Annotated in this window: 14 protein-coding genes; 3 read left to right on the top strand and 11 right to left on the bottom strand. The window is 38.4% G+C overall.

Annotated features, from left to right (window positions below; genetic code table 11):
• Positions 1–64 precede the first annotated feature (64 nt).
• The 5 genes from JXQ92_RS09730 to JXQ92_RS09710 are packed head-to-tail and all read right to left on the bottom strand — an operon-like array spanning position 65 to position 7,314.
• Positions 65–1,324 carry a M16 family metallopeptidase gene (locus JXQ92_RS09730; protein WP_421986410.1) on the bottom strand — a complete coding sequence of 420 codons (1,260 nt, stop codon included), beginning with the start codon at positions 1,322–1,324 and terminating at the stop codon, positions 65–67.
• On the bottom strand, positions 1,324–2,499 hold the full coding sequence (gene porV / locus JXQ92_RS09725; protein WP_421986409.1) for a type IX secretion system outer membrane channel protein PorV: 1,176 nt from the start codon (positions 2,497–2,499) through the stop codon (positions 1,324–1,326). Before porV ends, JXQ92_RS09730 begins: the two co-directional genes overlap by 1 nt.
• A gap of 16 nt (positions 2,500–2,515) precedes the next feature.
• Positions 2,516–5,887: a type IX secretion system sortase PorU gene (gene porU / locus JXQ92_RS09720; protein ID WP_421986408.1), complete on the bottom strand. Its 3,372-nt coding sequence runs from the start codon at positions 5,885–5,887 to the stop codon at positions 2,516–2,518.
• Positions 5,888–5,927: 40 nt separating this feature from the next.
• Positions 5,928–6,644: a CDP-alcohol phosphatidyltransferase family protein gene (locus tag JXQ92_RS09715; RefSeq protein WP_421986407.1), complete on the bottom strand. Its 717-nt coding sequence runs from the start codon at positions 6,642–6,644 to the stop codon at positions 5,928–5,930.
• A 1-nt stretch (position 6,645) separates the two neighbouring features.
• Positions 6,646–7,314 carry an MBL fold metallo-hydrolase gene (locus tag JXQ92_RS09710; RefSeq protein WP_421986406.1) on the bottom strand — a complete coding sequence of 223 codons (669 nt, stop codon included), beginning with the start codon at positions 7,312–7,314 and terminating at the stop codon, positions 6,646–6,648.
• Positions 7,315–7,357: 43 nt separating this feature from the next.
• On the opposite strand from JXQ92_RS09710, the gene JXQ92_RS09705 reads away from it, so the two are divergent.
• The 3 genes from JXQ92_RS09705 to JXQ92_RS09695 are packed head-to-tail and all read left to right on the top strand — an operon-like array spanning position 7,358 to position 12,686.
• Positions 7,358–8,410 (top strand): NAD(P)/FAD-dependent oxidoreductase, encoded by a 1,053-nt coding sequence (locus tag JXQ92_RS09705; protein WP_421986405.1) that lies wholly within the window; start codon positions 7,358–7,360, stop codon positions 8,408–8,410.
• Between the two features lie 22 nt (positions 8,411–8,432).
• A complete protein-coding gene (locus JXQ92_RS09700) occupies positions 8,433–11,750 on the top strand; it encodes a hypothetical protein (protein WP_421986404.1) in 3,318 nt (1,105 codons plus the stop codon).
• Positions 11,751–11,804: 54 nt separating this feature from the next.
• Positions 11,805–12,686, top strand: coding sequence for a YicC/YloC family endoribonuclease (locus tag JXQ92_RS09695; protein ID WP_421986403.1), 882 nt, complete (start codon positions 11,805–11,807; stop codon positions 12,684–12,686).
• A gap of 28 nt (positions 12,687–12,714) precedes the next feature.
• Here the strand turns inward: JXQ92_RS09695 and JXQ92_RS09690 are convergent, their stop codons facing one another.
• From JXQ92_RS09690 to sprA, 6 genes are all read right to left on the bottom strand, one after another.
• A complete protein-coding gene (locus JXQ92_RS09690; RefSeq protein ID WP_421986402.1) occupies positions 12,715–13,401 on the bottom strand; it encodes an energy transducer TonB in 687 nt (228 codons plus the stop codon).
• A gap of 62 nt (positions 13,402–13,463) precedes the next feature.
• The gene (locus tag JXQ92_RS09685) at positions 13,464–14,138 is read right to left on the bottom strand and encodes an energy transducer TonB (RefSeq protein ID WP_421986401.1); all 675 of its coding nucleotides are present in this window, start codon (positions 14,136–14,138) and stop codon (positions 13,464–13,466) included.
• Between the two features lie 85 nt (positions 14,139–14,223).
• Complete coding sequence (locus JXQ92_RS09680; protein WP_069836982.1) at positions 14,224–14,898, bottom strand: energy transducer TonB; 675 nt, start codon at positions 14,896–14,898, stop codon at positions 14,224–14,226.
• Positions 14,899–14,921: 23 nt separating this feature from the next.
• Entirely contained in the window at positions 14,922–15,320 is a 399-nt protein-coding gene (locus JXQ92_RS09675) for a VanZ family protein (RefSeq protein ID WP_421986400.1), read from the bottom strand.
• A gap of 9 nt (positions 15,321–15,329) precedes the next feature.
• Positions 15,330–15,710: a glycine cleavage system protein GcvH gene (gcvH, locus tag JXQ92_RS09670; protein WP_421986399.1), complete on the bottom strand. Its 381-nt coding sequence runs from the start codon at positions 15,708–15,710 to the stop codon at positions 15,330–15,332.
• 54 nt (positions 15,711–15,764) lie between these two features.
• Positions 15,765–22,853: a cell surface protein SprA gene (gene sprA / locus JXQ92_RS09665; protein WP_421986398.1), complete on the bottom strand. Its 7,089-nt coding sequence runs from the start codon at positions 22,851–22,853 to the stop codon at positions 15,765–15,767.
• Positions 22,854–22,863 lie beyond the last annotated feature (10 nt).

Genomic DNA, 22,863 nt, shown 5'->3' with positions numbered 1-22,863 from the left:
TTTTGCCCTAATATGAAGGGAAAATCAAGAGTGTACGCAGAAAAGTGAATGGGATTAAAATCAGTTATGCGCCTGCAATACTGCTAACCAATGTCTCTGGGGCAAGATATTCTGAAGCAGTTTTAAGAATAGTCTCCGAATCGACAGCGCGAATATTAGAAACGTAATTGCGATAAAAATCAGTGCTAATACCTTGTGAATTTAAGGTCTTAAATTTGTCAATATGTGCAAAAGGACTTGTAAAGGAATTGGTAAACACACCAATCATATAGTTTTTCACGATGTCCAACTCCTCCTGAGAAACGAGTTCCGTACGTAGCTTATTAATTTCTTTATAAACCTCGTCTATCGTATCCTGTTGATTTTCTCCTTTTACATCTGTCGAAATTAGGAAGTAGCCATCATGAAGAAGTGAATAGAGATGCGAATATATCCCATAGGTGTATCCTTTTTCCTCTCTAATATTTTTCATCAGTCTAGAGCCAAAAAAACCACCCAGTACTTCATTTGTTAGAATGAATGGGAAGTAGTCTTCATGTTGTCTTGTAAATAGTCTTTTACCAAGCTTAATAGAACTTTGAATAAACTTAGAATCTTGATGATAGATATCCTGTGATGAAGAATCGACTTCAATTATTGATCTATTCGAGTCACTGTATTGACCTTTTTCAAAAGCATTAGAGAGAGTTGACTCAAAATTACTCGGAAGATCACCAGATATATAAATGTCAAAATCTTTGACGAAAGAGTTATGGAAAGATTCGATTTCAGAGATAGACGTCGTCTGGTATTCTTCAGCGGTTAATTGTCTTCCATAAGGGTGGTTAAGACCAAAGAGTGTCTTCCTCAAATTGACAGAAGAAAGGTAACTGCCTTTTTCTAAATTGAGTTTTAGCTTATCTAGTTCTCTCTCTTTCAGTGTCGCAAGATTGTCTTCTGAAAATCGAGGTTGATATATAATCTCAGAGAGCAATTGAATGTTCTCAACGAAATACTTAGACAAACCAAAGATTGTAATCGAAGAATAGTCAAAACCAGGTGATAACTCAAGAAAGCTCCCAAGTGAATCAATTGTTTCTGCCAGTTGAATACTTGTCTTACTTTTGGTACCCTCATTCAACATTTTAAGTGCTAATTGAGGAAGTATAGCTGTATTTCCGTTTAGTTGGCCACCTTTTGTTTGAAGTTCTATTTTGAATGTTTTGGATCCTTCATCAAAATGAGAATGGACGTTAAGTCCGTCAATTGAAGTTGATTGAATTGTGGCAAGTCTAACATCTTCTATCTGATAGACTTTAGGTGGCTTCGTACGATCTAAAATCATTACTGACTATCGTCTGAAGATCCTGATAAGTTTAAAATTAGGCCAAAACGAAGTGTTTCTGCTAAAGGATGTTCTTGGAACTGTGGTACTAGATATGAAAAGTTAATCTCTAGTTGTTTCGCAGTAAAGCCTACACCAGCAGTAAAATACTTTCTATTTCCTTTATTACGGTGCTCATAGAAATAACCTGTTCGAAACGCGAATTTTTCTTGGTATTCATATTCTGCACCAAACGATATCGATACTTCTTGAAGTTCTTCTGAAAAGCCTCCTGGTGCATCTCCGAATGATCCGAACATACCGCCTAGTAAACCTTTATCTCTTTCAGACCCATCGCGTTGTGGTGTAGGAACCATAAGTTTATTAAAATCTAATGCTAGCGTGATCTTGTTATACTGATCTAGATATGAAGAAAGTGCTGAACCAACTCTTAAGTTGGTTGGGATAAAATCCTCCTCGTCTGCACTATTATAAGATAACTTTGAGCCGATATTGGTAATAGAAGCACCATAGGACAATTGCGATGGTTTTTGAAGTACCACCAATTCCGACTTATAATAAATTCCAATATCTGCTGCAATACTTGTTCCTGGTTTCGGATCAGTTACTGGGCTTGTCGTAATATTTCCTGATAAATTGGAGTAAATGTATTTACCAGTTATACCCAAACTAAAGTTTCTACTTAACTGTCTAGAATAAGTCGCAGAGAAAGCGAATTCACGAGGTGTGAAATCACCAATAGAATTCCCAGCACCATCAGTTAATTGAATATCACCTAAATCGAAATAAGTCATGGAAGCACCAATTACTGACTGGTCATCCAATTTCTTGAAACCTGTTAAATATGAAATTGACATGTCGTCTACATATTTGCTAAGCCATGGGGTATAAGTCAACGCCAATCCACTATTTTGATTAATGAAAGCTAACTTTGCTGGATTCCAGAAAGTAGAATTGGCATCTGGGTCAGTTGCCGCACCAACATCACCCATGGCACCAGATACTGGGTCAGGAGCAATAGACAGAAAAGGAACTGCAGTAGTGATTACATTTATAAGAGTGTCTTGTCCATTAATGCCTATTGAATTTTGCGCTTTAAGATTAGGCGCAATAAATAGTACTAGGATCAGAATGGTGAAAATGCTGGCTCTGATTGGCATGTATTTTTTCTTCAAAGATAGTGTTATAAAATTAATTTGAAATAATGAGTTTCTGACGTCTAACGCTTGTTCTGCCACTGGTTTTAGAATAGATTTTGACACGATAAATGTAGAGCCCTGAATTAACTTTGATATCATTTCGGTTTGTGCCATCCCAAGTGATATTCAATTGTTCTGGAGCACTTAAAAATTCTTTATTTAACGACGCTACTATTGCTCCTTTAAGGTTTAAAATATCTATACCTATCTCCACATTCTCTCCATCAAGCAAATGCTCAATTTCAAACCGAGTCTCATTAATAAACGGGTTAGGGTGGTTATTTATTACTGAAATATATGAAGTATTTTCTCCTACGCTAAATTCTTGAGATTGCGTCGTTGAATTTCCATGGATATCCCAGGCAGTGATGCTAATTTGGTTGATTCCTGACTTTAAATCATCAAGATCAAATACTGTAATTCCCTTTGTAAAGCCTTCAATGCTCGATTGATATTCACTATTCAAGTTGTAGCTAATAGAATCATTAAGTGACAGGCTAATGTTTTGTCCTAGTCCACTATTTGAGATGTTAATACCACTTTCATCAAAAAACTTAAAGATAAGCGTAATGTCAGTATTGTAAGAAGGAAGTAGGGATTGGGTAGTATCATTAATGAAAATGTCTATTTCCGGTGGTGTGTTGTCTGAAAGAATATTAGCCGACGTACCTCCAATTGTAAAATCAAGTGTTGCACCCAGCGCATCTGAATCTAATGCTTCATTTACAGCGTAAACATTTATTTTGCCCGCTCCAAAACTATAATCAATGTTTTTAGGTACAATAAAATCAATGCTAAACGTACCGTTTTCTATTCGAGCCTGACCTCGAAACAGAGGGTTGTCTCTTTCGTCGTATACAAAACTTGCGCTTTCTGTACCTAAAGTTGCCTTTTCCGTTGGCTTGTCGAAAAAAGCTAAGTTCAGTGTGCCATTAAAACCATTATCTAAAGCCGAACCCGAAACAATTCTACCACTAATACTTACTTGTTCTAATGCTCTAATGGTATCATTCTCAGTAGGAATATTGCCATTGATAGAAGTGATTTCTATGCCTTTTTCAGGATAGGATAGCCGCATACTTGGATCGCCTAAAAGAATAAAATTCCTATTCAAACTTCCCCTCAAGCTATTGTTTTTTGTGAATTGTATGATGTCACCTAATCTTTGATAAGCACCATCTTCTTGATTTAGTATTGCACTATAAAGTGCCAAATTCAGATCGTAATTAGTGCTAGAGAAAACAGGTCTTGCCGTTGTAACCATAGCAATAACACCTCCCACATCTTTAAATATGAGATTTTCTGCTCCCGAGAAAACACCAGGGTCGTCATTTCTTCCAAATTCACAGGTGGCTGTAACCAAAAAAGGTAGATTAAAAGTATTGTTCCATTCTTGCATCAGGTCAAACGTCAATATTCTTTCTTGCATCCAGCCGGATTCCGATCCATGACCCGTGAAGTTAACGATCAGAGCACCGTTATTTACAGAATTTGTAAGCGCTTCTTGAGCACTTGGTGAAACTTCACCATTAGGTAGTCTTATCTGTTCAAAGGCGTCGAGATAGATTTTCTCAATGTTATAGTTTACAAAAGTCGTATCAATTAAGGTAGCGAGGGAGTCTGCATCCTTTTGGTGTCTATTGTTATCACCATCGTCGGCAATGAACACTATTTTGCTTCGCCAATCACCGAATGTATTTTTATTGGATTGATACAGAATAATCTTATCAACAGCTTTTTCTGCCTGTTCGCTGGTGGTGGCAGGGATTCTCCCTATACCGATATCAAGTGAATGATCGCCTGCTCGCGATTCAATCCATTGACCTTCATCTTCCTCAAGAAAACCGAAGAAATCATCAGAAGAGTGTGTTAATAGTGGGTGAATTGAATTTCTTGATTCATAAGTAGGGACAAAATTAGAATTGTCTTCCAGTCGGTCTTTGAAGTCATAAGATCCTTTGCCAAAAAACAATACATATTTCAATGGGCTACCGTTTCCGAATTTTGATTTTATGAAATCGCGAATCGCTGTAACATCCTGTCTACCTGAACTATATTCATTGTAAATCTTATCGACTGTGGTGACTTGTACTTCCAATTGATCGTGCGTCCGACGAAAAGCAGCGAGCCTTTCCGCTTGTGGAAGAAAATCTTCATGGGTAATAATGATAAAATCTACAGTGCTACTGCCACTCAGATCTTGATTGCTAATAGGAATAAACTCTATTGAACTAGGTGCTGTATTCGGGTCAAATGCTATGAATTCACTGTTAGCATTTGCAATTGCACCAAAACTAATATTGCCATCAGTGAGGGTGTAATCCTGATCTTTAACTCCCAAAGGATCGGAAACATTCCATACCGAAAGGTCATTCGATCCTTCTTCAATAAGAAACGTCACCATTGCGTTATTGCCTAAGGCTGCATTCCTAATACTTAAAGGAGTTTGGTTGTATTTAATTATAGTTGGAACATCAAGTAGAAATTTGTCTAAATAAGCTACCGCATTAGAAGCTCCATTCTGTTGGTATTCCATGTCAATCGATAATTCTTGACCCGAAATATTACTTGCGTCTATAGAAAAGGTCTGGGTGTTTATATTGCCTTTAATGCCATATTGTGTATTCGGAATGGCGCGAAAATTGAGTTCTCCTAAAAGGTTGTTGTTTAGGGATACTTCCATGCTAGATGAGCTAAATGACTGGGCTAAACTAGAAACTGAAAGTTTGATATGCTGGTCAGGCGCCAATTCTCCAATTGAGATTGAGAATGACCTTTGGTTTTGAATAGTGAATTGCTCACCTACCCATTCTCTGCCAGAATTGAGCAAATTTGTATCATCATTTTCATGAAAAACGATCTGATTATACCAGTTCACGATGGGATGATTTCCACCTAAGTTGACGTCGGATTGAATCCTTTTCCCCGGACTATTTTTAACCGTCAAAAAGTAGAAATTTTCTTCACTGTAAAGATTTTTTTCAGCTGAATATATCTGCTCCGCGTAATTGAAATTTATAGGGTGTATATCGTCGACAAAAAATAAAATATAATCCCCTTCATTAAACTGACCATCTTCCTCGCCAAATACCTGAATGGCATTTTCCAAGAGATCAACTGGTCTTTCTACCGCTAATGATTGTGGCAGCATGCCACCAACGTTTCCATATATGGCCAAATTCCTAGGGTCAGCATTGGCAAGCCCAAGTTCTCTTAATTGATCATAGTTGATTTTATAGATCCCTGATTCACTGAAGCCCATCTTGAACCAATCTCCTGAAGCCAACACACTAGGTGTTTGTGCAAAAGTCGAAAGACTTCCGAACAGGATAAATAGAACTAAGGTGTATAAAGATTTGAACAATTCTCTGGTCTTATGAGAGACAACACGAATTTAACGATAATTAAGCCTCAGTCTTATTCCTGATGCTATTGAAATTGCCGACGACTGACAAAATGATGTAAAATAATATAATGTAGGGGGACGCATCATAGCCAAGTGTAATGGCTAGGACTAGCGAGGAGATAATTAATAAGTACTTCTGCCAGTTTTCTTGAATAGATGTATTGCTAAATTTTAATGAGATCATCTTCAGCGGTGAAACCATAAGCCAAGAAAAGAATATGGCAATGCCAAGAATCACGAGGTTGTTTGCCCTTAAGATTTCGGAGAACCAACTTTCTCCAGTAAATATGATTATCGGAAGTGTGGCCACAAAAATACCATGGGCCGTGGTGGAAATTCCTTTGAAAACAGTCTTTTGATCATCACCAATGTTAAAAACGGCGAGCCTGATAGCAGAGCATATTGGCACTAGCAGTAGCAAATAACCTTCAGCCTCAAGATTAATATAATTAGCATAAATAAAGAAAGGGAGTACGCCGAAGGTTATTAAATCGGCCAAAGAGTCGAGCTGTAAGCCGAATTCGGACTGTACTTTCAGTTTTCTTGCTAAAAGGCCATCAAGTAAATCGCAAAAACCAGCAGCAAGTACATAGTAATGAACTGTAGGACTAGCCAATGGGTCGCTTGTGATCACTACATTAATCGCTAAAACGCCCAAAGAAAGGTTCAGGAGTGTAAAGAAATTAGGAATGTTTTTTACGATCCAGTTTGCCATGTTAGCCTATCCTACAAAATGGGTTCGATACCTTTTCAATTCCTATTGTTGTTGTTCCGCCATGACCCGGATAAACTACCATGTCATCTTTTAACTTGAAGAACTTCGTTTTAATGCTATCGATTAACGTATCATAATCACCACCCGGAAGATCGGTTCTACCAATGCTATTTTCGAAAAGTACATCTCCTCCAATGAGTACGTTTTCTGCCTCATTATAAAAAGCAATATGACCTGGTGCGTGGCCTGGCACAAACACTATTTTGAATGAGGAATTTCCAAATTCAATAACATCTTTATCTGTTAGCAAACGATCAGGCGAAGCAGGTTGGTAGTTTTGAAAACCATAATTGGAAGCGTAAACTTCAACAGCTCTTAATGTCTCCTCATCTTTATCACCAATCCATAAAGGGGCATTGAATTTATCTTTGGCAAAAGCGTTTCCTAATACATGATCGATATGACCGTGTGTATTCAAAATCAGCTTTATTTTTAATCCTTTTTCTTCCACGAAAGAGGTTAATTCCTCTTGTTCTCTTTTGTCATGACACCCTGGGTCTATTAAAACCGCTTCAGCCGTATGATCAAAGACCAAGTATGTGTTTTCCATAAATGGATTAAACGTAAAAGTTTTTACTTCCATAGCTATTTCGTCGCCATCAAATTTCACCTATTAAAGCCCATTATCAAAAATAGTTGAATAATTTCGTCACATGCATGTGGATTACCTTATTATCGGTCAAGGAATAGCAGGAACAGTGCTTTGCGAACACCTAATAAAAGCTGGTAAATCTGTGATCGTTATAGACGAAAGCACATTGTCAAACTCGTCAAAAGTAGCAGGAGGGCTCTATAATCCAATTACTGGTCGGAAAATGGTCAAGACGTGGAATTGCGATGCTTTATTTAACTATTTGACACCTTTCTATCGTGCGCTAGAAGTTAAGCTCGGTGAGCGATTCTTAATAGAAAAACCTATTTACCGACCTTTTATGTCAACCGAAGAACTTAATGAATGGATGGGTAAAAGTGCAGAATCTATTTATCAACCTTACATAGGCGAAATAAAAGATAAACCCGCTTATGCCAACCATGTGAAGGATCAATTCGGAGGCATAATTTTAAAACAATGTGGTTATGTTGACACTGCCACAATGGTAAGTGCTTACCGCGATTATCTTAAGATAAATCATCTATACAAATCAGAAGCATTTGATTATGCTAAACTGGTACTCACTGATCGAGGTGTTGAATACGAAGGTATTCATGCTAAAAAAGTAATTTTTTGTGATGGAAAGTTCAGCCAGAGCAATCCGTTTTTTGATTGGTTACCCCTAAGACCGGTGAAAGGGGAGTTGCTGTTTGTAAAAACAAAGACTAAAATTGAGGTAATCTATAATAGGGGAGTTTTCGTTATTCCACTTTCTAATAGAATATGTAAGGTAGGCGCCACTTATGACCACGAAAATGTAAACGAAAATATAACTTCTAAGGCTGAAAATGAGTTAAGAAGAAGACTGAAACAACTAGCAGTATTTGACTTTGAAGTAATTGACCAAAAAGCGGGTGTAAGACCTGCCACTAAGGATAGAAAGCCATTTGTAGGAATCCATCCTAAGCATAGTCAGGTGGTTGTATTTAACGGTTTAGGAGCGAAAGGTGTTTCTTTAGCACCTTTTTACGCTAACCAACTGACCAATCACTTAGAATTTGGAGATCATTTAGATTCAGAAGTCAATATTGAGCGGTTTTTTTCGTTATTTTAAATATTCTTTCGATTCGCTATTTATGAATAGAACCATACTGAAATCACTGGCCTTATTTGCTGTTTTAGGCTGCTTCTTTTCTGCATATTCTGTTCAGGCACAATCCAACCAGCAAAAGTTTGGTAAAAACCGAATCCAGTATAGTACTTTCAACTGGAAATACTTTTCATCAGAAAACTTTGAGGTTTACTATTATGGCAAAAGTGAAGGGCTAGCCAAAACTACCATAGAGTATATTGAATCCGAATTCAGCAGTATCACCGAAACCATTGGTTATTTCCCTTTTGCAAAAACAAGAATCTTCCTTTATAATTCAGTTTCAGACCGTCAACAAAGTAATGTTGGCATAAGAGGTAGAGACTTTACAGTAGGAGGACAGACTAATTTTGTGAAGTCACAACTAGAATTGGCCTACACTGGTGACTTCGTTTCATTTAAGAAAAAAGCGATGTATGCAATTACCGATATGCTCATCCAAGAGATGCTGTATGGCGGAAACATTGCTGAAATGTTTCAAACATCCTTTACAACGCCAATTCCAATTTGGTTTACAGGAGGTATCTCCAGCTTTGTGGCCAGAGGATGGGATAAAGAATCGGACGATGCAGTTAGAGACTATATCGCGAACAATCGTCAAAACAAGTTTGTGAAGTTAGGTCCGCAAATGAATGTACTGCTAGGTCAGTCCATCTGGAATTTTATTACCCAGCGATATGGCCGACGAAGCATATCAAATGTATTGAACCTAGCCAGAATAATCCGAGATGAAGAAAATAGTATTGAAAGAACACTAGGCATTCCTTATGGTCAATTCCTGAACGATTGGAGAACTTTTTATAGTGGTCTTGCAAAAACCATTTCAGAATCAAATGAAACTCAGAATTCCGATTTCATTATCTCTGGAAAGAATAGAAAAGACGCAGTATTTACTGATATCCAGTTTAGCCCAACAGGAGATCATTTTGCTTATGCCGAATTAGACAATGGGCGTTTTGAAGTTAAAGTGGTAGATACTAATACGCAACGAATTACCACCTTATACAAGGCCGGGCTGAAACTAATTAATCAAGAGATTGATTCTGAAATGCCTTTACTCAGTTGGGTTGATGCAAATACCCTCGGGATGATTTATGCTGAAGAGGGAGCTAATATTTTATTGGCTAAACGAATTAATGAAAAAGGAGAGCAACGCGTAGTTATTCCTTTGCTATCTAATATTCAGAGTTTTGAATTTAAAGAGGGCGGGAGAGTTGCCCTTATGACTGGTGATGTTAATGGAATAAGTGATGTTTTTATTTATAACCTAGTTAGAGGTCAGATTAGAAGAGTAACTGACGATAGGTTTGATGATAGAGATGCAACCTATATAAAAGGAACCAACCAAATTGTATTTAGTTCTAATAGAAGCTCTGATAGCGTCTTTGTTTCAGGCCCCGAAAAACTTGCAGATGTAGAAAGCAATCAATTCAATTTATTCGCCTACGACCTAGATTTTCCAGATAGCACTTTTGATAAGCTGACGAATGCGCTAGCGACTAATATTGAGGCGCATGCACCAAATAATATTGATATATACTACCTGAGCGATCAGCAAGGGGTCAATAATCTTTACAGGTATAATATCAATGATACCCTGAACATTCAACTTAGTAATTTTGCTTTCGGGATAAAGGATTTTTCTTTCGATGCTAAGAACCAAAGGTTAGCGTTTGTATCTGTTTCGGATGGTAAAGAATCAATATTCTATCAATCTTTTGAAGGAATAGGCTCAAGGTTTAGCCCAGTTTCCCCGAGAAGAGCCCTAGAAGTATCAAAAATTCTTGCTGAAAGAAGGAACGACAAAATTGTTTCCAATCCTGAATTGTTAGATTCCCTTACAACGAGGCTTATTACTTCTGAAGTGAAACCTCCTGAACAAAAATTAGATTCGTTAAAAGAAGGGGCTATTAATACAGAAAACTATGAGTTCACCTCTGAGTCCAAAGTAAATAGCAGCGATTATCAATTTGAAAAGCCACAAGACGATCCAACAGTGGCCGGGCGAAGTTTTTTGAGTGTTTATCAAAACAATGATTCAGAGAAAGGTATCCAAGGACCTTTTATCTATGAGAATAGAATTCAAACCAACAATGTAGTAACCGGTTTAGTGAATGATGAAATTCGTGGACTTTCGCTCCAAGTTGAAATTGAAATGAATGATTTCCTTGAAAATCATCGTTTTTCTGCAGGCGCTGTTGTCCCTACTAGTTTCAACCGAGGCTATGACGTTTTTGCCGAGTATGAATATCTGAAAGAAAGAATCGATCTCAAGGCTAAATATTTTAGAAGTTCCATAGTTGCCATAGATAGGCAAGCTTTCTTAGATCAGCGCTATAATCTCGATAGACTCGAATTAGGATTTAGTTATCCATTGTCTCAAAAAGTGAGGGTTTCAGCCAATCCATTCTACACTCAAACGCAATTTATTGATCGAGATTTTAGGTTACTCATTCCTATTACTGCTGTAAACCCTCAACGATTTAATGAAGACGCCAATCAATCGGCATCTTACTTAGGCCTTTCTACAGCCGTTGTTTTCGATAATAGTGTGGTGGTAGGAACAAATCTACATGAAGGAACCCGCGCAAGGTTGTCTCTCGATTTATATGGGAAATTGAATGCGAATGCTCGGAGCTTTAACAGCGTTGAATTAGACATTAGGCATTATGAAAAGATAAATAAGGCCATCTATCTTGCTGGTAAATTCTATTTCGGTTCATTTTTCGGAGACGCCCCTAAAAGCTTTTTCTTAGGAGGTACTGATAATTGGGTATTCAATAGAACTGATGTGGGTGATCCTTTGACAGACGACCTTTCTTTCCAACCATTGTTTAATACAGTGATCAATAATACTGGAGTGAATCCGAATAAAAGTGATATTCTTTTCAGCCGATTTACAAATCTAAGAGGCTATAATTACAATACTTTCCAAGGACGTAACGTAATGACTTTTACAGCTGAAGTACGATTCCCAGTAAATCAATTACTTATCAATAGTGATGTTAAATCGAATTTTTTAAGAAACTTACAATTAGTCGGTTTCTACGATATCGGTTCTGCTTGGGACGATCTTTCTCCGTTTGAAGATAGAAATGATCAGAATATAGAAGAAATCGCAACAGATGGATCACCGTTTTCAGCGGTTATCAACAATTTTAGTAATCCATGGCTTCAGTCTACAGGGGTTGGCATTCGAACAATGCTCTTTGGTTACTTCGGAAAAGTAGATATGTCGTTTCCTATCAGGAATTTCAGTATCCAAAACCCACGCTTTCAAGTATCGTTGGGTTATGATTTTTGATTCTGTTTTAATAACAACCTAATTGGGCTATTTTTGTCGCTAGACAATTTCAATATGCTCAAATCAATGACCGGTTTTGGTTTATCCAAAGGACAACAAAATGGATATAGTGTAACCGTAGAAGTAAAGTCTTTGAATTCGAAATTCTTAGATGCTCAAATTAGAATTCCGAAGAACTTTTTAGACAAAGAACTCGAAATAAGAGGCCTGCTTACCAAAGGGTTAAACAGGGGTAAAGTTAGCCTTATGATAGAGCTTGCTACCGATGCTGTTGCTGTAGAAGCGCAGGATGTCAATAAGGAATTGTTTAAGGCATATTACAGCGAGTTTGAAAACCTTGCGAACGAGGTAGGATCTAGTAAAGATGACCTTTTCCGATTAGCGCTACACAGTCCTGATGTAATTTCAGCACAGTCTACAGACGAGGAAGCCTTAAATGAGCAGTGGGAATTTATCAAAAGCCATTTAGCAAAGGCAATTGATGCCTTAGGAGAGTTTAGAGCACAAGAGGGCGCCTCTTTAGAGCATGAATTGAAGGGTTATATTGAGAACATCGCTAACTACTTGAAGGAAGTAGAAACTCATGATCCTGAAAGAGTTAAAGTGGTTAAAGATAGAATCGAAAAGCATCAACAAGAGTTATCCGCTTCAGATGAATTTGACGAAAACCGATTTGAGCAGGAAATGATTTATTATATCGAGAAATTCGATATAAGTGAAGAGATTGTTCGACTGACCAATCATTTATCTTATTTCAATGAGGTAATGGCAGAGAAGAATTCCCAAGGAAAAAAGCTTGGATTTGTTTCTCAAGAGATTGGTAGGGAGATAAACACCATTGGTTCAAAAGCCAACTATGCTCCGGTACAAAAATTAGTCGTTTGTATGAAAGACGATTTGGAAAAAATTAAAGAACAGCTACTGAATATCATTTAAATAAAAAAGGAGCCATAAGGCTCCTTTTTTATTTAAGAACGAAGCTTATATACAAAGACATTGGAGATTTGACAGCAATTCCACGCTGAAGACCAGGGTTCCAGCGCGGAGATTTTTTTAATACCCTTATGGCTTCTTCATCACAGCCACCACCAATACCTCTTTCTACTTTAATATCGGAAATCATGCCCTCTGCATTGATATAGAAACTTAGAAATACCTTTCCCTCAATTCCGCTACGTTGGGCCAACTTAGGATACTTGATATTGTTCCTCAAAAACTTTGACCATTCTGTATTTCCCCCTGGAAAAGAGGCCTGTTTTTGAATATCTTCGAATTCTATACCAGGACCTTCGTATGTCTCTATAAACTCTTCAATCTCAAAAACGGGTTCTTCTAAAACCTGATCTACGAGCATCGCTTTTACCTCTTTACTTAATATTTCCTGTATGGGTTCAGTTGAAATAGTGAAAGATTTCGGTTTCGAAAGAGGTTTTATCTTCTTTGGAATTTTCTTTTTAGGAAACTCGGTTCTAGGAATTACGGGTATCCATTCTGTATGGACCTCATATGGACGAGGGATATCGCCTGGTGCATATTGAGCTTTAGTTTCGAATGCTAAGAATATGATAAGCAAGCTTACACAGAGGCCTATGCATAGAAACAAAGTTCTAAATTTAGAGTGATCGGATGATTTATATTTTTTTAGCTCCATATTAAACTAATTATTTAGTTATAAATAAGAAAATAAGAGCCCATTTGACTGGGCTCTATTAACTACCTTAATTTAAAGACTACCCGTAAATTCATTCTTTGGATTACAGGTTGGCCCCTCTGTCTCCCAGGTTTCCATTTTGGCGATGCCTTTAGTACTCTCAAGGCCTCTTCATCGCAGCCACCACCAATGCTTCTTGTAACGCTGATGTCGTATATTCCACCATCTTTACCAACAATGAAAGATAGATAGACATTGCCCTCTATGCCCATACGTTTTGCTTGTCTAGGGTATTTTAAGTTCTTCCGTAGAAATTTATTCCATTCAGTTGGACCACCAGGGAATGTGGCGTCTTCTTCCACAATAAGAAATACTTTGTCAGCTTGTTCTTCTTCTGGCTCATCATCAAAAACTTGTTCGTCAATAATAGTTTCTTCTGTAAGGTCAACATCTAGATCAATTTCAATTTGTTCGTCTATTTCTTCGTCATCAGGTACTGCTATCACCTGTGGTTGTTGAATAGGAGGCTTAACAGGTGGTGGCTGTTCCGTAGGTGGTATTTCCATAATTGCTTCAAAATCATCATTTAAAACACCTAGTTCCATTAAATCTCCTAAGTTATATTGCTTCGATTCGAAGGCAGCTAGCGTAATTAATAAGCTCAATATTAAGCCAACCATGAGGAACATGGCAGACTTTTTTGTAACATCTAATTCGGGTTGTTTTTTTACTTCCATGTTATTATAAATTTAGTTAAATAACTAATATTTTAGTTATTAAGAACAAAATAAGAGCCCATTAAGGGCTCCAATTTTTTTGATGTTATTTCAATCTGAAAACAACCCTAAGGTTCATTCGTTGAATAACTGCTTTACCTCTTTGTTTTCCTGGCTTCCACTTTGGAGAAGCTTTCAGTACTCTTACGGCCTCTTCATCACATCCACCACCAATACTTCTTGATACAGATATGTCGTAGATACCTCCGTCTTTTCCTACAATAAAAGAAAGGTATACGTTTCCTTCAATACCCATTCTTTTTGCTTGTCTTGGGTACTTTAGGTTCTTACGAAGGAATTTGTTCCATTCGCCCATACCACCTGGGAATTCAGCATCTTCCTCAACAATAAGGAATACTTTATCTGCTTCTTCTTCTTCAGGCTCTTCTTCAAAAACGATTTCCTCAACTTCCGTCTCTTCAGTGATTTCAACGTCAAGGTCAATCTCAATTTCCTCCTCAATTTCCTCTTCATCAGGAATCTCAATAATTTGAGGTTGTTTCACTGGAGGAGGGGGTGGAGGTGGTTGTTCCGTAGGTGGAATCTCTGTTAATTCTTCAAAATCGTCATCCGCCATGCCTAAATCCATTAATTCACCTTCATCGTACTTTTTGTACTCAAAGGCCATTAAAGTGATTCCTAGACTGACGATCAGGCCAACCATGATGAACATAGTTGATCTTTTGTTTACATCCGCTTTGGGAGTCTTCTTGGCTTCCATAATTCTAGGGTTAGACTTTAAAACTATAAAATTAGTTTTGAAATCACAAGGTTATTTTTCTTAAAGATATAAAAAAGTATTACACCAGAAATAGCTCCGACGACATTTGCAATAAAATCGTAAAAGTCGACAGCTCTACCTGGTGAAAAATTCTGTAATAATTCAAGGATTGTACTATATAAAATGCATATAATCAGCGGTTTCACCCATTTACGCATTTTACTACCTAAAAAGTACTTGTTCTTTTGGGTACCTATCAGGAATAAAAAACTCAATAGGCCAAAGACACCAATATGAGCTAATTTATCATATGAAAGGAATTTAGATTCAGAGAAAGAATCTTGAGGCAAAAGCATTAAAATGGCTACAGTCATGCCCCAGAGAATTGAGGGCGTAAAACGTAGCCATTCTTTTCTTTTCAACTTACTGAATTATTGTCCAATGTGGCCTCTATAGGCAGCTGCGTCGAGTAGACCTTCTAATTCAGAAGTATCGCTCATCTTAATTTTAATCATCCATCCACCTTCATATGGATTTTCATTAACGCCTTCAGGAGCATCTTCTAATTCTGCATTCACTTCAATTATTTCGCCTGAAAGTGGCATAAATAAATCAGATACAGTTTTAACAGCTTCTACTGTTCCAAAAACTTCGTTAGCGTCAAGTGTTTCGCCCTCTGTTTCGATTTCGACATATACAATGTCTCCTAATTCACCTTGAGCAAAGTCAGTTACGCCTACCGTTGCAACGTCACCTTCTACTTTTACCCATTCGTGATCTTCTGTGTATTTTAATTCTTCAGGTATGTTCATAATCTGGATTTTCTAGCGCCTCAAAAATACATGCTTTCCGGAGAATTGCAGAGATTATTGAGACAAATTGAATCGAATTCTACCACCAAAAGATGTACGAGCATTTAAGAAGCTAGTAGATACACGTGGTTCGTTTACATTGCGGTCAAAATATAGTGTTAATTGAAGTGCCTCACTGATATTATAATCAAGGGTTGGACTTAGTCGGAATATTTTCAAACCGTCGGTAACGATAGGGGCTTCACCTATCCGACGCTGAACTGTTTTACGATCGTCGATGGTCAGTACCATGTTAAATCTGAGTTCGTTTGGCAGGCTTTCCTTTCTACCCTTAATTCTAAAAGGAATTTTAACTCCAGTCTTGGCGAAGCCTATATTAAGTGATATTTCGTTCGCACTGGATTCTGTTACTTGAATGTTGGAAAGATTTAACCCGATATCTCGCCTTCTATTGTAATCAAACCCGATGTCCCAATTGCTCTTTGTTCTAACCTGTACACCAATAAAAGGGGCCATAGTTTCACTTAAAACGACTTGCTGTGCTAGGTAAACTGGGACAAGACTTCCGTTTTCGTTAAACTGGTTAGCCAGCCCTACATCTGTTAGGCTATTGTCGAAAGTAAGTCCAAGGGTATAGAGCGGTGAGTTTACGAAGTTGCTTACATTGTAAGAACTACTATAGGCATGGCTGATGTTTATGGTTGTAAAAACTTCACTTAAGGCATCTATTTTCGAAAGGCCACCATACCGTAAACTCCAACTTGGAATCGGGAATTTAGGAAACGGATTTGTATTAACATCTTCGGGACTTTGTCCGCTATAAGCGGCTATAAACGCTGGAATAACCACTTCTTGGGAATTTTCTTCATAAGTACCTGCTTCATTTAGCCCGTCTAGTCTTGTTTTAACCTGAGACCTAAAAGCCTCGAAGTTTTGGAAAAGAGGTGATACATTATTTGAATCATCATTTTTGAAGGCCGTTTTGATCATATTAAAGGATATGTCATAAGTACCCGAACGGTTAGGGTTGATGCTTATAAAAGTATCGCTGTCAGGATCGTTTCTAAAGATCTCTTGGTAATTCTGGGTAAAAGCTTTTCTACCCGTTAAGTTCACTCTGAAATCATCAAATGGTTCAATAAGTGCAGTATAAGAGAAGGTTGTCGTTTGGTTTTGACGGAATGGGTTGGTCAAAAATTGACTTGGTGCATAATTTCCACTTCCAGCTAACCTGTTTCTAATACCCGCATCCTGAGCACCAAGGATAAAGCCAAGTCCTGGGTTAGAGAAATTTCTATCCAGACCAAAAAGAAAAACATCTGGCATAAAACCAGGTAAAACGGTACCCTCCGTGCGGTCATAATTAAAAGTGATATTTCGAACGGACATCAAAGCCCTTAAGAGGCCTTTAGTGAACGGTATTTGATCTAGCGTTTTCTTCTTGGGCACTGTGTCATTCGCAGCGGAATTGTTTTGCGATCGCGACCTAGACCTACTTCTCTGTGGTGAGTTTATGCGTTTAAGTAAACCGATATTATCATAAACTTTTACGAGATCTAATTTACCTGAAAGCGCAATGGAACGGTTATTATCTGCATAGTTACCGAGCGTATCTCTTTGACCAATAGCCCCAGCTTGCCAATTAAAAGTGGTTGTATAGGTAATGTCGGAGCTTATCCATTCCGTGATCGGTATTTTATCGAACGGCAGCTGAAAACTTGTTCCAATCGTATGTGTGTAGTTCTTAATTCTACCGAAATTCCTCAGGTTGGTTCTAATAGAGTCTCTTTTGGCTTCTGTGTCTATGGCGCCTTCAGGCTCATCGATAATTGCATTGGCATCCGCTCGGTAGTCTAGGCTTAAGCGTTCAGTTAAGTCCCAATTCAAGGCATATGAACGATCCATTGTATAGGATTTCTCAAAATAAGGATCAATTCCTTCTATGCCTAGATCAGAATTCCTGAGCTGAGTTTTTAGGAAACTCCTATTCAAGTTGGCGCTTACTGATATACTCGTTGGAACCGGGTTGAAGTTGATGTCTTTGATGATTTTTAACCATTTTGAGTCTAAGAATTTCACGTTCTTAAAGGGTTGAATATTCATCGATTTTGGCTGATAAGCATAGGTAACGGCACTGCGATAATTCCTGAAATCGTACTCAGCTGTATTAATGTTACTTCTCGTTATTTCATTGAAGGCATATGTAAAACTGAAATTTTCTATCGACCATGGTAGCGTTGGCCTATCGGGGTTCGTTTTCCGTTTTCGAATATTAGAGAAGTTCATGCTTCTTCTGTTCGAAACATCAACTACCTTATCAAAGTAGCTATCTCGTTCTTCCTCAGTCTCAAAAGATTCGAGCACATCTTCTAATGGTAAATCAGGATCGAGTGGATCGAATTGTGGAACGGCACGCGAATGCTCAAAACTGAAAAATGCAGGAAGTTCTAAGCCCCAGTCTTCAGGGAAGAATTTTTGAAGATTCAGCCTCGTAGAAATATCATATTGTGTGGCGCGTTCACGACTTCTATCAGAAATCTTATCTGAGATAGTACCAAAGCCGATGGAAGAGTGTCTTAAGGATGCGGAAATATTTCCTAAGTCAGCAAGTTGGGCATCTAAACGGGCATTGGCCGCAAACCCAGATTTACTATCGAAATCGGTTACCCTCAATTCATTGGCCCAGAGGAAAAAGGTTTTTGATTCCCTATCGGGCGATCCTGGGTTTCGCATACCGATCATCAGCGTTTGAACGGTGCTCAATTCAGGTCTACCCACTACGGTAATGTTATATCGTCCCACTTGCTCAGTATACGGGAGACTAAGATTGGAATTTGATCTGTTCCTATTGGCTTTCACTTGATAAAGGCTATTAAAGGCAACGTCAATTTCATTTTCTTCAGGCCATATTTCACGTGCAGAAATCTGTCCATCTAATGTCATTGTCAATGGCACTTCAATTTCGTAGTAGTTCTCTGTGAAATCAGTTCCAAGTCTCAGGAATGCAGAGACTTCTCCAGGAGCATTTTCATCTGGACTGTCGGCATGTAGGAACATTTTTATTCTGCCATAATTGACCATGTCCTGGCTTACATTCTTAAAAACTGCCCGAGCGTCTTTATCACGAAGTCCTTCTACACTCAGTTGAAGGGATTGTTCGTTTCTTCTTCTTTCCACGGCAGAAGTATTGTCTCTATCTCTTACAATACCAGGAGGGAGGGTATAAGGTGGTCTGCCATCGCCACCTTGACTATTTTCTTCAATTCCTACTACTGAAACCGTGAAGTTTGGATCGGAAGGTTCCGGAATTTCGTTCAATCCCTTTTCAAATAGGCTTTCTTGGAAAGTACGCCATTGACTTCCCACGAGTCTAAAGTTCACCATTCTCAGTACAATAGGTTCGCTAAATTCTGTGAGATATGTTCTCAGGTAGCGAATAGACTTAAACCCGTTAATGTTTCCTTGAACTCGATCTGGCTTTCTAATAGGAATTCTGAATAGGTACCAATCGACATTGTCGCCATTTACATTATTGGATACTTTGTCGACTATATTATTTCTTCCTACCTGAAAAGCACTAGGCCTTACGTCAATCTCATATTCATAATACTCTTCTAAATCGGCGAGTGTATTATCTCTATTTAAATCTTCGTTATCTGGTAAGTTGGAGTTTGCAGGGGTGAATAGTGCGTTTCCAGTCGAAACTGGGCTATTACCTTCCATACCATTAAAGCGTTTGTACCGCTCTAAAATTTTCGCATCTGCTGCATCAAATTCAGCGCCTAAATAATATTGGAAGTTATCTTTCGAAGGGTCTTCGGTTAAGCTTTGTCGTGCTGCTGGGCTTAAGTTCAAAGCGTTTAAATAGTCAGCAAAGAACGTTTGTTCATCAATAGAACTAATTCCGTCTAGTCCAATATCTTGATTAGCACGCGCAGCTTCGGAGTTATCGAATGCTGGGTTTAAATAAGGTTGTCTGGTTACACGTCCCCATTCATTGGCAATTACCGCATCGCTATTGGTAGAACCATCCGCAGGCAGGCCTTGCTCAAATGCATGTCTTTCATCGCGCATTACGTCTTCAGAAATGCTTCCTAAGTTTAGGAGCATTTTACCTCCGGTAGTATTGGCTTTCGGCGGATTTATTCCATCATCGATAAATCCTCGAGGATTGTTTGGCGTACCGTTGGTTGTGTTTATAAATGGGTCCATTACCCAGAATTCCAAGTACTCAATATTGGTTTTATCAAAGTCAACTTCGTTTGTTATGGCCCTTGTAATCGCGCCGTAATTCTTCTCTGGTTCGGGCAGAAAACCTTCCGTAGTCAATCCAGGGTTATAGTTGTACATACCCGGTTCGCTTGGGAAGTACGCAATGTCTAGTGAAGGTTCATTAACGATAATCTGCTGGTTGTCTCTTCGAATTACTTCTTGCTGACCGATGGATCTTACGTAATGGTTTTCTAAGTCTTGTGGTAAAATATTCTCTGGTCTACTTCGGCCTGTCGATCGGTAAAAGACATTGTCAATGGTGTACCAAGCAATTTTTGCTCTTCTAAAATTGGCTCCAAGTCTATCGATTGTTTGATTAGATAAATCGAATCTATTATCATCAGTTCTTGGTGTAGCCCCTAGTCGCCAGCTCTGAAAGCTACTTAAACTGAAAGGTGTTACAGTTCCTTCAAAATCATCGATATAAGAGGTGCTTTCGCCATTTACTTTGTTGGAAGTTCCTGGTATGAGTTGGGCGAATTCGGCACTAAAAGAGACATTCGAGGGCGCTTTTGTATCTATAAAAGGTAGTGCGTCTACCATTTTTGTAAGCAAACGAGAATCATTGCTGTAGTTGGCATCTAAGCCCCACATTGTATTACTTACCGGTTCGTTGCCTATAGCGACTCGGGTTAGTTGAGGTCGCTCATTTAGGTGCATAAACGTTAAGCCAAAGTTGGTTTTATCGTCATAAACATAATCAAGTCTAGTGCCCAATAAGTTTCTCGCTTGAAAATTAAAGAGGTCGGCTTTTTCGTAAGTAACTCTAATCTTTTTGCCTGAATTGAGTATAGAAGGGTTTAGAATAGTGACCGTACCAGTTGAATAATTTACGTTGTAATCTGTGCCCTCGGCTAGAGGTGTTCCACCTGCCGTTACTACTACACTGCCTTCGGATACTTGGAATGCATTCAATGTAATTTCACTGGATGATCCTGATTGCAGACTTCCTTGAATAAAGAACTTATCGAGCCTTGAAACTAGCTGGGCATCTGCTTTTGTTGTGCCATAAAGGGTATCGAAAACGTATTTTTCTTTTAAGAACTGTTCGGTAGGTAGAAATTGATCTTCCAAGCGACTTCCAAATGGCTCTAAAAATGGAAAAATCATATAGCCTCGGTCCGGGTTAATGGTAATACCTTCCACATAATCAAAATTCCCATCCTTTTGAGGATCTCCATTTTGATTGAGCCTGTCTAGGCCCATAATTTCGATCAAAGGAATGTCCTTTGTGTTCTCACCTTCGTGCAAACTTGGGTTATCTATCCCTGTATCATCATCTCTATAGATTACCCTTAATTGAAAAGACTGTTTGTCGATACCGGCAGCGTTGAGGTTATAAATATTTTTCATCATCAAATCCCAGGTAGGCACTTGCGTATTGATTTTGCTTGGCCTTAAGAGTTTTAAGAAAATTACTTCGTCTTCTGATACACTCTGATAATCTTCCGAAAGCTCCCCAACTTTAAAGTTTTGCCCGTTTAAGTTATACTCAAAAGAAACTGCTAAAACTTCGTCATTGAGTAATTGTCTGTTTAAAGAAACGAACCCTAACTCTTTGTTGAAGGAATATTCAGATGGATCAAGTTTTCTTGCACCAGTTACTCTTTCAAAATCGAGACCCTTTTCTAATGCGTGCTGATTTTCTAGAATGCTACTGACCTGATCTGCCTGTCTTAGGTCTGCGTTGGCCTGTAAGTTTGAAAATAAGCTGTTGGCGCCATTACTCGTAGGGGCATTGGCCTGCCCGTTACCAATAAAAGCATTCCCGTTCTGAAAGGTATTACCCTCTCCAAGGTCCATGAAGCCCACAAAGTTTCTAAGTGTTTGAGTATTATTGGTTCTGTTCAATACATATACCTCTAATCTACTGATTTGAAGCCCTGAAATTATTGCTGGAATACTTCGGTTCCAGTTTTCGTAATTGTCGCGGAAAAATTGACTCAAGAAGAAGTGCCGATTTTCATCATAGTCCGAACCTCTAATTTGAAATTCATTCCGTTGAACACCACCTTCTACTTCTACCGATTCTGAAGTTCCTCTTTGAGAGGCCGCTAAAGCAGTCACGAATAATCTTCCAAACTGTAATTGTGTCTTGAATCCAAATAAATTTTGACCTCCAGCGATAAGGCTATTGGCTATCGGCATGCTTACATTACCTACTTCCAATGACTTAATAATGTCAGATTCCAAGCCACTGAATTCAACTTTTAGCTCATTTTCGAAATCGAAGGAATTGTTATTGTCAAAAGTGGCATTCATTCTAAGTTTTGAACCGATGGTTCCTTGTAAACTCATTTGAATGTTTTGATCGAATTCAAAAGTGCCGTTGCGTTGCTGTCTTATGGGAATAGCAGGGTTGTCTACGCGCTGAATTCTTCCGCCAAAGTCTAACTGAACGGAGCCATTGGTAGTAATAAGAATTTGATCACCTCCGAACAACCGATCAAAGAAAGGGTTTAAGGCAATGGGAGGGATGAGTTGTCTTCTGTTACTTACTGCACTTTCTCCGTCAAGTGCTTTTGCCTTTTCCCTGAAAAAGTCGCGATTACCTAACTGAATTCTTTTGGAAATGGCTTCGGAAAAAGGGACAAAGGTTGGCGGTCGGTAAAACGAGCTGCCAATTTTTTCACTGAACGTGTAGTTTTTTGCCGTGTCTAGGCTGATTGTGCTCTTAAGAAAACTAAGGTTGTTAAAGTAAAGCGGTGAGCTTAGTCTTTTTCTAAAAAGTGGGTCGCCCAACGGATAAATGGGCTTATAAATTGGGAAGGCGGACCTAACATATTTACTCGTATCGGCTTTAGCTTGCGTGGTATCTTGACTTTGGAAATAGTAAGCATAGCTCGGCATAGAAATGCTGAGTAACATCATTCCAAAAAAT

The sequence above is a fragment of the Roseivirga sp. genome (genome assembly GCF_049099775.1).
Taxonomy (GTDB): Bacteria; Bacteroidota; Bacteroidia; order Cytophagales; family Cyclobacteriaceae; genus Roseivirga.
The sequence above is the reverse complement of the archived record's forward strand: the minus strand, read 5'-3'. Positions and strand labels throughout refer to the sequence as shown.

Coding starts and splice junctions, on each gene's coding strand:
- gcvH (WP_421986399.1), bottom strand. CDS start 15,710: ATGAACATACCTGAAGAATTAAAATACACAGAAGATCACGAATGGGTA.
- JXQ92_RS09700 (WP_421986404.1), top strand. CDS start 8,433: ATGAATAGAACCATACTGAAATCACTGGCCTTATTTGCTGTTTTAGGC.
- JXQ92_RS09685 (WP_421986401.1), bottom strand. CDS start 14,138: ATGGAAGTAAAAAAACAACCCGAATTAGATGTTACAAAAAAGTCTGCC.
- JXQ92_RS09715 (WP_421986407.1), bottom strand. CDS start 6,644: ATGGCAAACTGGATCGTAAAAAACATTCCTAATTTCTTTACACTCCTG.
- sprA (WP_421986398.1), bottom strand. CDS start 22,853: ATGATGTTACTCAGCATTTCTATGCCGAGCTATGCTTACTATTTCCAA.
- JXQ92_RS09695 (WP_421986403.1), top strand. CDS start 11,805: ATGCTCAAATCAATGACCGGTTTTGGTTTATCCAAAGGACAACAAAAT.
- JXQ92_RS09730 (WP_421986410.1), bottom strand. CDS start 1,324: ATGATTTTAGATCGTACGAAGCCACCTAAAGTCTATCAGATAGAAGAT.
- JXQ92_RS09680 (WP_069836982.1), bottom strand. CDS start 14,898: ATGGAAGCCAAGAAGACTCCCAAAGCGGATGTAAACAAAAGATCAACT.
- JXQ92_RS09705 (WP_421986405.1), top strand. CDS start 7,358: ATGCATGTGGATTACCTTATTATCGGTCAAGGAATAGCAGGAACAGTG.
- JXQ92_RS09690 (WP_421986402.1), bottom strand. CDS start 13,401: ATGGAGCTAAAAAAATATAAATCATCCGATCACTCTAAATTTAGAACT.